We start from the raw sequence: 11,284 nt of genomic DNA on the forward strand, positions 1-11,284 counted from the left end.
CAAAGCGCAGCGTGCCCATCAGAATGCACAAGGGTTCGACTGGCCGCATCGGCCGCAAGGCATGAAAGGGTGGAGAAGATGAGTAACAAGGTAGCATTGATCACGGGCATCACCGGACAGGATGGCGCCTACCTCGCCGAATTTCTGCTGGAGAAGGGCTATATGGTGCATGGCATCAAGCGCCGTGCCTCCTCTTTCAATACCGATCGCATAGATCACCTGTACCAGGATCCGCATGATCCCGATCAGCGTTTCGTTCTTCACTACGGTGACCTCACCGACTCCACCAATCTGATCCGCATCATCCAGGAGGTGCAGCCGGACGAGATTTACAATCTCGCGGCGCAGAGCCATGTCGCCGTGTCCTTCGAGACGCCCGAGTACACCGCCAACGCCGATGCCCTGGGTACCCTGCGACTGCTGGAGGCGATCCGCATCCTGGGTCTGGAGAACAAGACCCGCCTCTACCAGGCCTCCACTTCCGAGCTGTTCGGCAAGGTTCAGGAAGTGCCGCAGAAGGAGACCACGCCCTTCTATCCGCGCAGCCCCTATGCTGTGGCCAAGCTGTATTCCTACTGGATTTGCGTCAACTACCGCGAGGCCTACGGCATCTACGCCTGCAATGGCATCCTCTTCAACCATGAGTCGCCCTTGCGCGGCGAGACCTTCGTGACCCGCAAGATCACCCGAGCCGTGGCGCGCATCAAGCTGGGTCTGCAGGAAAAGCTGTACCTCGGCAACCTGAATGCCAAGCGCGACTGGGGGCATGCCAGGGACTACGTACGCATGCAGTGGCTGATGTTGCAGCAGGACGAGCCCGACGACTACTGCATATCCACCGGCGTGCAGCATTCGGTGCGCGACTTCGTCAACGCTGCCTTCAAGGAAGTCGGCATGGAAATCGACTGGCAGGGCGAGGGTGTCGACGAGAAGGGTATCGACAAGGCCAGTGGCAAGGTGGTGGTCGAGGTCGATCCGCGCTACTTCCGTCCCACCGAAGTCGAAACCCTGCTCGGCGATTCCACCAAGGCCCGCGAAAAGCTCGGCTGGACGCCGGAGATCTCGCTCGATGACATGGTTGCGGAGATGGTGCGGGAGGATCTCAAGCTCGCCGAGCGCGATGAGCTGTGCAGGAGAGAGGGCTTCAAGACGTTTGATTATAATGAGTGAGGCATGAGGCGTGAGGAGGGCCAGGGATGGCGAGGAAACATCACGGGCTTGTCGCGTGGCAGGAGGCCATTGCGCTGGTTCGGCAGATTTATTGGGAGTCTCATAATTGTCTGAACGCGTTCTGTCTGATCGTGGCGGACTGGGTAGGATGGGCAAAGGCCCGAAGGGCCGTGCCCATCGTGACGGTCACGGGATGCTGATGGGCACGTCGCTGCGCGCCTTTGCCCATCCTGCAAATTCTGGAGATGCGGCTGATCATCGCGCGCGAGTTGGGGTACATTGAAGTGCAATCAGATATAGGCAGGCGCATCGAAATGATTTTTTCGCTACTGGCGGGTTTGAAGAAATCCCTGGAACTCAGGAGGGTGCCCCGGTGAACGTTCCTCACGCCTCACGCCTCACGCCTCACTCGAGGATCTATCTCGCCGGCCACCGCGGCCTCGTCGGCAGTGCCATCCTCCGCCGTCTTCAGGCAGAGGGCTTCGGGAACATCATCACCCGCACCAGCGTGGAACTGGATCTTCGCGAGCAGCAGGCGGTGCGCGAATTCTTTGCGGCGGAGAAGCCGGATGTGGTGATCCTGGCGGCGGCGAAGGTCGGGGGGATACTCGCCAACGACACCTATCCGGCGGAGTTCATCTACGACAACCTGATGATGGAGGCCAACGTCATCGACGCGGCCTGGCGCAATGGGGTCTCGAAATTGCTGGCGCTGGGCAGTACCTGCATCTACCCGAAGATGGCGCCGCAGCCGCTGAAGGAAGAATACCTGCTGACCGGGCCGCTGGAGCCGACCAACGAATGGTACGCGGTGGCCAAGATCGCGGGTATCAAGCTGTGCCAGGCCTATCGCCGGCAGTATGGATGCAACTTCATCGCCGCCATGCCCACCAACCTCTACGGCCCGGGCGACAACTTCGATCTGGAAAAGTCCCACGTCATGCCAGCCATGATTCGCAAGTTCCACGAAGCGAAGGTGAGGGGTGCAGAGAGCGTGACCCTGTGGGGCACGGGCAAGCCGTTGCGTGAATTCCTGCATGTGGATGACCTGGCGGATGCCTGCCTGTTCCTGCTGCGCGAGTACGATGGCGAGGATATCGTCAACATCGGCGTGGGGGAGGACATCAGCATCGCGGAGCTGGCGGAAATCGTGCGCCGGGTCGTGGGTTTCGAGGGGCGGATCGACTACGATACCTCCAAGCCGGACGGCACGCCGCGCAAGCTGGTGGATGTGAGTCGCATTCACGGCCTCGGCTGGAAGGCGCGCATTGGCCTGGAGGAGGGCATACGCGACACCTATGCCTGGTTCCTGGAACAGTTGGCGCAGGACCGGATTCGCGGCATGGCCTGAGCCGTGCCGGGACGGGCATGCCGGAAGACAAGACACGAAAATTCGGGAGGAGTGCAATGAGCCTCGGAAGCATGAGCAGGAAACTGGTACTGGCGGCGCTGCTGGCGGGGGTGCTGGCCGGCTGCGGCGGCTCGGAAGAGCGCAAGACCGCCTACCTGGAGCGCGGCAAGGCCTACATGGAGGAAGAGAACTGGGACAAGGCGCGCGTCGAGTTCAAGAACGTGCTGCAGATCGATCCCAAGACCGCCGAAGCGCATTACCTGCTGGGACGGGTGTCGGAACGGCTGCAGGACTGGCAGAAGGCCTTCGTCAGTTATGCGAAGGCGGTGCAGCTCGATCCCGATCTGCTCGAGGCGCGCGCCAAGCTGGCGCAGTTCTACCTGTTGCAGGCAAACGCCGAGAAGCAGCGTGGCAATGCCGAAGGCGAGGCGCAGGCGCTGGCCTCGGCGAAGGAGCAGCTCGCGGAGATCGAAAAGCGGGATCCGAAACATCCGGCTGCGATCCTGGTGCGCGCCTCGCTGGCCGTCAGGGAGGGGGATCGCACCGGAGCCATTGCGCTCTTGGAGCCGCTGGCATCCAGCCAGCCGGAGAACACGCAGGCTACGGCACTGCTGGCGCGCTTGTACAGCATGGAGAAGCAATTTGACAAGGCCATTGCAACCCTGAAAAGGGGTGTCGGCGCATCTCCGGACGATGTGGGTCTGAGGCTGCAGCTTGCCGAAGCCTATGCGCAGGCCGAGCAGGTTGAAGAAGCGGTTGAAGTTCTGGAGGAGCTGATTGCGCGCAAGCCCGATGTCCTGAACTACCGGGTCGCGCTGGCCGCCTATCTGGCGCAGCTCGATCGTCTGGACGAAGCCGAGCAGACCCTGCGCGAGGCGGTGGCAGCCGATCCCGAGGACGTGCAGCGCTACCTGGTGCTGGTCGAATTCCTCAATACCCGGCGTGGCAAGGATGCCGCCGTGGCAGAACTGGAAAGGGTCATCCAGAAAATGCCCGATGAGGCCGAGCTGCGTTTTGCGCTGGCCAAGATCTACCAGCAGGCCGGCGAAGACGACCGGGTGGAGGCAGTGCTTGCAGAGATCGCCAAGCGTTGGGGCACCGAGCCGCCGGGCCTCAAGGCGAAGGTTGAAATGGCGAGGCGCGCGGCGGCGAAGCAGGACCTCGATCGCACCCGCGCCCTGGTCGCCGAAGTGCTGGAGGCCAATCCCAAGGATAACGGTGCCCTGCTGCTGAAGGGGCAACTGGCCATGCAGGACAAGGACTATCCGACTGCGATCGCGGCCTTCCGCAGTGTGCTCAAGGACCAGCCGGAGAACGCCGAGGTGCTGATGCAGCTCGCCGAGGCGCACCTGCGCAATGGCGAGATCGAACTGGCCGGTGACAATCTCAAGCGGGCGGTGGAGGTGGCGCCGGACAATGCCACCGCGCGCCTGCGCCTGGCGCGCTACCTGATGGCCTCACGCAAGGTCGACGAGGCCGACGAGCAGGTGGAGGCCGTGCTCAAGGCCGATCCCGCCAATGTCGGGGCGTTGATTCTGAAGTCGGAGATCCTCGCCGCGCGGGGCGATGCCGCCGGGGTCGAACCGGTGCTGGAGAAGATCAAGCAGGCTGCGCCCGATAGTGCCGAGGGCTGGTTCCGCATGGGGCGCCTTTACAAGGCCCAGAAGAAGCTGGAAGCAGCCGAGCAGGAGATCCTCGAGGCGCTGAAGCGGGCGCCGGACTCGCCGGAGCTGCTGGTCGAACTCATCGACATCCAGACCCGCATGGGCAAGACCGATGTCGCGCGCGAGCGGTTGCAGCAGCGTCTGGCAAGGGATCCCCGGGATGCCCTAGCGCACAAGTTGCTGGGCATGGTCGCGCTGGGCGAGAAGAAGGCGGACCTGGCGGAAAAGCACTTCCGCAAGGCGGTGGAGATCAACCCGGCAGACAACGCGGCGTGGGTGCAGCTTGCCGGTCTGGTTGCGCGCAGGGGTGACCTGGAGGCCGCGCTCGCCCTGTACGATCAGGGCCTGAAACAGGTCCCGGACGACCTGCGCCTGCTCCTCGGCAAGGCCTCCGTCCTGGAGCGCAAGGGCGACTTCGAGGGGGCCATTGCGGTCTATGAACAGGTGCTCGAGAAGCATCCCGACAATGCACTGGCCACCAACAACCTCGCTGCCTTGCTGGCCGATCATCGCACCGACACCGAGAGTCTCGCGCGGGCAAAGGCCCTGGCGGGCAAGTTCAGGAACACCAATCAGGCCGTGTTCCTCGACACCCTCGGCTGGGTTCACTATCGCGCCGGCGAGTATGCCGAGGCCGTCAAGGTGTTGAGGCGGGTGGTGGAAGCCGCGCCCAACGTCGCGGTATTCCGTTACCACCTCGGCATGGCCGCCGCGAAGGCGGGCGACAAGGCGCTGGCGAAGGAGAATCTGGCGAAGGCCCTGGAACTGGGCGAGTTCGCCGGCAAGGACGAGGCGAAGGCAATGCTCGAGTCGCTTTGAGGTTCGCCGGCCGGTTTTGACCGGCGGGGCGAGGATTGGCGTGGTCCCGGGTTGCGCTGCGCTTCACCCGGGTTGCCCTTTGCGTCTCAAGTCTCAAGTCTCAAGCCGTTCTCTTCCCCGACACCCGGAGCGCCTTCTCTGGATACTAACTTGCTGAATCAACGGCAGTTTGTCGGCCTCCCTTACAGCCTCCTTTTCGTTGTCGATAATTTGAACACCTAGCCCTTCTGGCGTATATTCAGGGCTTTCCGGCACCGACGCCGCGCTTCAGGCGCGCATCGGACGGCACCAGGCCCGTGGGAACAAGAACAAGCCGAGGGATGCCGGTGCAGGGTCGAGGGATCGGCTGTTCAATCCTGGGTGGAGAGACGATGCTGAATGTAGGCACCATCAGCTACGGAGCTGGGGCGCTCTTCTTTCTGGCGTTGGCACTGGTGCTGCTGACCGGAAAGCCGGGCGGTCAGCGAAAGCGTCTGCTGCTGTTCGCCGCCATGGCCAGCGCCCTGTGGACGGGTTTTGCCGCCACCCACAGCGCCGGCCGACAGGTGTTCCTGTCCACCCAGCTTCTGGAACTGCTGCGCGATTTTGCCTGGCTGGCCTTCCTCTCCGGTATCCTTGCTTCCATCCATACCCGTCCCGAGCAGGCTGCGCGCCGCTTCCGCCGTTTCGCCTCGCTGTCGGGCGCCGCCGTGCTGTTGCTGGTCAGCGTCACGGCCTACCGCTTCTTTTCCGGCCGGCCCTTTGCTTCATCGCTGGGCATCGACTGGCTGCTGGCCGGTTATCTCGCCGTGGCGATCTTCGGGCTGGTACTGGTGGAACAACTGTTCCGCAACACCCGTGCCGATGCCCGTCGGGCCATCAAGTACCTGTGCATCGGTGTGGGCAGCATCTTCGTTTACGACTTCTATCTTTATGCCGATGCGCTGCTGTTCCAGCGCATCGATCCCAATCTCTGGCAGGCGCGCGGTTTCGTCAATGCGCTGGCGGTTCCCCTGATCGGCATCACCATGGTGCGCGATCCGCGCTGGTCGCTGGATGTGTTCGTTTCGCGGCGCATCGTGTTCCACTCCGCGGCACTTCTGGGTGCCGGTATCTATCTCCTGGCCATGGGCGTGGGCGGCTATTACGTGCGCGCCTATGGCGGGACCTGGGGTACGGTAGCGCAGGTGATCTTCCTGTTCGGCGCCATGCTGTTCCTGGCCGTGCTGCTGTTTTCCGGTCAGGTGCGTGCGGCGCTGCGGGTGTTCATCAACAAGCATTTCTTTCACTACAAGTACGATTACCGCGACGAATGGCTGCGTTTCATTGCCACGCTCTCGGATGTCGGCGCCGACAGCCATCTGCGCGAACGGGTGGTGCAGGCCATGGCGGAGATCATGGATGCCCCGGCGGGCCTCCTCTGGTGGCGTGACAATGGCCGTTTCCGGCCGGTCGCCGGGTGGCATGCGCAGCCGCCCGCCAATACCGAGCTGGACGACGACGCCTCCCTGATCAGCTTTCTGCGCGAGCAGGAATGGATCATCAACCTCGATGAGTACGCTCGCCAGCCGGATCTCTATGCGGGACTGGAGCTGCCCGGCTGGCTGCGTGCCATGCCGCGTGCCTGGCTGATCACGCCCCTGATACTTCACGACGAGCTGCTCGGTTTCGTGCTGCTGGACCGTTCGCCCGCTCCACACCATTTCAACTGGGAAGACTGCGACCTGCTGAAGACGGTCGGGCGCGAGGCAGCCAGTCACCTCGCGCAGCTCGAGGCCTCCACCGCGCTGGCCGAGGCGCGCCAGTTCGAGACCTACAACCGCCTCTCGACCTATGTCATCCATGACCTCAAGAACCTGATCGGCCAGCTCTCGCTGGTGGTCTCCAATGCCGCCCGTCACAAGCACAATCCCGATTTCATGGAAGACGCCATTCGCACGGTCGAGCACTCGGTGGAGAAGATGAACCGCCTGCTGACGCACCTGCGCAGCGGCGAGGCGGCCGACCAGCACAAGGAGCAGGTCGATCTCTGTGCTCTGCTGCATGATGTTGCGCATACCATGCGCAATGGCTCACCCAGCCCGAGCGTCGATTGTCAGGCGACCGGTATTCTCGTCAACGCCAATCGTGACCGGCTCGCGGCGGTGGTCGGCCACGTGGTGCGCAATGCCCAGGATGCCACACCCGATGACGGCAGCGTGATCATGCGCCTGTTCAAGCAGGAGGATCAGGCCGTGATCGAGGTGCAGGATACCGGTTGTGGCATGGACGAGGACTTCATTCGTGACGGCCTGTTCAGGCCCTTCGCCACGACCAAGGGCAAGGCCGGCATGGGCGTGGGCGCGCATGAGACCCGCGAATTCGTCCGCGCATTGGGTGGCGAAGTCGAGGTGATTTCCCGGGTCGGCGAGGGGACCAGCTTTCGCATGCGCCTGCCCATCAGCAATGAAGACAAGAACAACAAGGTACAACAATTCCAGGTGGTAGAAGGTAACTATTCAGATGACGGACGATTCCAGGAAGCTGCTGGTCGTTGAAGACGATCCCGGCCTGCAGACCCAGCTCAAGTGGTGTTTCGAAGGTTACCAGGTGATCATCGCGGGCGATCGCGAGGCCGCGCTGACCGAACTGGAAAAGCATCCCTTTCCGGTCATGACGCTCGACCTGGGCCTGCCGCCGGACGAGTCCGGCACGAGTGAGGGTTTCGCAACGCTCGAAGCCGTGGTCGAGCGGTATCCTCATACCAAGGTCATCGTCGTGACCGGTAACAACGAACGCGACAATGCGTTGCGCGCGGTGGCGCTTGGCGCCTATGACTTTTTCTACAAGCCCATCGACTCGGATCTGCTGGGTTTCATCGTCAATCGGGCCTACCGGCTGCATGAACTCGAGACCGAGAACCGTCGCCTGCATACCCAGGGTGGCGATTCGCCGTTGGAAGGCGTGCTCACCGGCAGCCCCGAGATGCTCCAGGTCTGCCGCACCATCGAAAAGGTCGCGCCCGCGGACGCCACCGTGCTGGTGCTGGGTGAGAGCGGCACCGGCAAGGAACTGATGGCGCGTTCGCTGCATGGCCTCAGTGGCCGTGCCGACGGACCCTTCGTGGCCATCAACTGCGCGGCCATTCCCGAGAACCTGCTGGAAAGCGAGCTGTTCGGCTACGAGAAGGGTGCCTTCACCGGTGCCGCCAAGACCACCCCGGGCAAGATCGAGACCGCCAGCGGCGGCACCCTGTTCCTGGACGAGGTCGGTGACCTGCCCATGGCATTGCAGGCCAAGCTGCTGCGCTTCCTTCAGGAGCGCACCATAGAGCGCGTCGGCGGACGCAAGGAGATTCCCGTGGATGTACGCGTGGTCTGCGCGACCCACAAGGATCTGTCCGCCCAGATCAAGGAAGGGGGTTTTCGCGAGGATCTCTACTACCGGATCAGCGAGATCACGGTGCGCATCCCGCCCTTGCGGGAGCGCGCGGGAGACGTGCTGCTGCTGGCGCGCGCCTTCCTGGAAAAGTTTGCCAAGCAGCACGGCAACAAGGCGCATACCTTCAGCAAGGATGCGCTCGCCGCCCTGGAAGCCTACCACTGGCCCGGAAACGTGCGGGAACTCGAGAACCGGGTCAAGCGTGCGGTGATCATGGCCGAGGAAAAGCAGATCAGCGCCCATGATCTGGAACTCGGCGCGGGCAATGGTGGCGAGAGCCAGACCTTCGATCTGCGCGAGATCCGGGAACAGGCCGAACGCCAGGCCATTCTGCGCGCCATGGGGCATGTCGGTGGCAAGATCTCCCAGGCCGCGGAGCTTCTCGGCGTGAGCCGGCCGACCATGTACGACCTGCTCAAGAAGTACAACCTGAAGGACTGAGTCGGGAGGCGGGGTCCGGGATCATCCGCCGCGTTACCCGCGGCAGGATGGGCAAAGCGAAGCGTGCCCATCGGAAAAAACGACAAGAGCGCCACGGATGACACGGAAGGCACGGACAGGGTGAGTGCTCGCCCGGGCACGCCGGGTAGGATGGGCAAAGGAGCGCGGCGACGTGCCCATCAACGCACTTACGGTTTGCATTACCGGACGGGCGTCACACCATTCACCTTTTTCCGCCCCTGCCGGGCGGGTTACCTTTCTTTGCCCGACTGAAGAAAAGCAACCAAAAGAAAGGCCGTCCCGCTGCGATGCTCGGGGTGGCAGAGGGGACCCGAACCCGGGTCCGCGGCCGGACTGGCTGCGAGCCGGCCCAGCTTCATTCTTCTTTCCGTGTCGTCCGTGGCGCTCTTTTCAGGTTCTTTCTGATGGGTATGCTTCGCTCTGGCTATCCTGGCCGGGCTGACCGGACGGGTGTTCACTCTGGCTGTGCTTTCCGTCTCATGCGATGGGCACGCTTCGCTTTGCCCATCCTACGTGGGGTGACGGTGCGGGGATTCACCCTGTCCGTGCCTTCCGTGTCATCCGTGGCGCTCTTGCCGGTTTCCTTGTTTGTTATTCCCCGAACGCCGCCCTGATGTGGGCGGCGAATTCCTCCGGCGCCATGTAGCCCATCACCCGGTGGCGCGACAGTTCCAGCCCATTCCGGTCGAAGAAGAGGATGCTCGGCGGGCCGATGAGGCCGAAGTGCTTGAGCAGCGCTTTGTCGATGTCGTCGTTGGCGGTGACGTCGGCCTTGAGCAGCACGCTGTTGGCCAGTGCGGCCTGCACGGCGGGGTCGCTGAAGGTGTATTTCTCCATGCGGTGACACTCGGTGCACCAGTCGGCGTAGAAGTCGATCATCACGGTCTTGCCCTGGGCGCTGGCCTCGGCGATCGCGGCCTCCAGATCGCTGAGGCTCTTGATGGTGCGAAACTGTAGGGTGGCCGGGTTCTGCGCGGTTGCGCCGCCCCCGCCGGCTACGGCAAAGGTGCCGCGCAGCGGCTGGTAGATGTCACGGGCGCCAGCAGCGACGCCCACCAGCATGATGATGCCGTAGGCCAGTACCAGCACCCCGAAACCCTTGCGCAGCTTTTGCCAACCGGTGGCATCCACGTCCAGCCGCTCCAGCGCGCCCAGGTACACGGCGCTGATGATCAGCAACGCCGCCCACAGCAGCAGGCTGACGGTGACGGGCAGGATGCGCTCCAGCATCCAGATGGCGACCGCCAGCAGCAGCATGCCGAACACGGCCTTGATGGCGTTCATCCAGTCGCCGGCCTGGGGCAGGAACTTGCCGGCGCCGGTGCCGATGGCGAGCAGGGGTACGCCCATGCCGAGACTGAGGGCGAACAGGGCCAGGCCGCCGAGCACCGGGTCTCCGGTCTGGCTGATGTAGATGAGCGCCCCGGCCAGCGGCGCGGCAACGCAGGGTCCGACGATCAGCGCCGAGAGGAAGCCCATGATGGCGGCGCCGGCGAGGGTCCCGCCCTTCTGGCGGTTGCTGAGCTCGCTCAGCCGGCTCTGCAGGACAGCCGGCATCTGCAGGTCATAGAAACCGAACATGGACAAGGCCAGAAGCACGAACACGGCGGCGAAGGCAGACAGGATCCAGGGGTTCTGGAAGGCTGCCTGCAGGTTCTCGCCCGTCAGACCCGCGATGATGCCCGCTGCGGTGTAGGTCAGGGCCATGGCCAGCACGTAGGCCAGTGAGAGGGAGAAGGCGCGTCCGGTGGTAATGTGCCGACCCTGGCCGACGATGATGCTGGAAAGAATCGGGATCATCGGGAACACGCAGGGCGTGAAGGCCAGCAGCAGACCGAAACCGAAGAAGGAAATCAGGGTGAGCAGGGTGTCGCCGCTGGCGAGTCGCGCGGCGATGCGGTCCTGTTCGGTGACCGGTGCTGCGGGCATCGCGCTGTCGGCCGTGCTGCGGTCGGTGGTGGCGATCTTGTCCACAGCCGGCAGGGTCAGTTTCACCTGCTTGTTTTGTGGCGGATAACAGACACCGGCCTCCGCGCAGCCCTGGTAGCCGACCACCAGGGTAAATTCGGTGGCCGCGGCATCGTTGCGCAGGAAGCGCACGCGGGCCTCGACATTGTCGTGGTAGACCTCGACGCGCCCGAAGATTTCGTCGTCCTTGATCTTGCCCGGTGGCAGATCGAATCCGGCGACCTCCAGGCTGTCGTTGCCGATGATGGTGAACTTGAACTTGTCGCGATACAGGTAGTAGCCCGGCGCGATTTGCCAGCCCACCGCGACTTCGTCGGCAGTAGGCGTGGCGACGGTCATGCGGAAGGCTTCGTCGACCGGCAGCAGGTCGTCACCGCTGCCCAGGCCCAGCTTGGTGCCCAGATCGCGCAGCGCCTGCAAGGGGGTGGCGGCATCGGCGTCGGGGGCAGGG

Annotated in this window: 6 protein-coding genes; 5 read left to right on the forward strand and 1 reads right to left on the reverse strand. The window is 63.5% G+C overall.

Going from position 1 to position 11,284, the window contains the following annotated elements:
• The first annotated feature begins 78 nt into the window (after nt 1-78).
• The 5 genes from gmd to prsR all read left to right on the forward strand — a co-directional run bounded on the left by gmd (nt 79) and on the right by prsR (nt 8,844).
• Nucleotides 79-1,170 carry a GDP-mannose 4,6-dehydratase gene (gmd, locus tag MVF76_RS03320; protein WP_297527366.1) on the forward strand — a complete coding sequence of 364 codons (1,092 nt, stop codon included), beginning with the start codon at nt 79-81 and terminating at the stop codon, nt 1,168-1,170.
• A 373-nt stretch (nt 1,171-1,543) separates the two neighbouring features.
• Entirely contained in the window at nt 1,544-2,521 is a 978-nt protein-coding gene (fcl, locus tag MVF76_RS03325; protein ID WP_297527367.1) for a GDP-L-fucose synthase, read from the forward strand.
• A 71-nt stretch (nt 2,522-2,592) separates the two neighbouring features.
• A complete protein-coding gene (locus tag MVF76_RS03330) occupies nt 2,593-5,004 on the forward strand; it encodes a tetratricopeptide repeat protein (RefSeq protein ID WP_297527368.1) in 2,412 nt (803 codons plus the stop codon).
• 371 nt (nt 5,005-5,375) lie between these two features.
• Nucleotides 5,376-7,520 (forward strand): XrtA/PEP-CTERM system histidine kinase PrsK, encoded by a 2,145-nt coding sequence (prsK, locus tag MVF76_RS03335; RefSeq protein ID WP_297527369.1) that lies wholly within the window; start codon nt 5,376-5,378, stop codon nt 7,518-7,520.
• A complete protein-coding gene (gene prsR / locus MVF76_RS03340; protein WP_297527370.1) occupies nt 7,486-8,844 on the forward strand; it encodes a PEP-CTERM-box response regulator transcription factor in 1,359 nt (452 codons plus the stop codon). The genes prsK and prsR overlap by 35 nt, the downstream gene beginning before the upstream one ends.
• A 612-nt stretch (nt 8,845-9,456) precedes the next feature.
• Here the strand turns inward: prsR and MVF76_RS03345 are convergent.
• On the reverse strand, nt 9,457-11,284 hold a 1,828-nt coding region (locus MVF76_RS03345; RefSeq protein ID WP_297527371.1), incomplete at its 5' end, for a protein-disulfide reductase DsbD.

This window comes from Thiohalobacter sp. (assembly GCF_027000115.1).
GTDB lineage: Bacteria > Pseudomonadota > Gammaproteobacteria > Thiohalobacterales > Thiohalobacteraceae > JALTON01.

Excerpts from the sequence above, each read along its gene's own strand:
- gmd (WP_297527366.1), top strand. The coding sequence starts at position 79 with ATGAGTAACAAGGTAGCATTGATCACGGGCATCACCGGACAGGATGGC.
- MVF76_RS03330 (WP_297527368.1), top strand. The coding sequence starts at position 2,593 with ATGAGCAGGAAACTGGTACTGGCGGCGCTGCTGGCGGGGGTGCTGGCC.
- prsK (WP_297527369.1), top strand. The coding sequence starts at position 5,376 with ATGCTGAATGTAGGCACCATCAGCTACGGAGCTGGGGCGCTCTTCTTT.
- prsR (WP_297527370.1), top strand. The coding sequence starts at position 7,486 with ATGACGGACGATTCCAGGAAGCTGCTGGTCGTTGAAGACGATCCCGGC.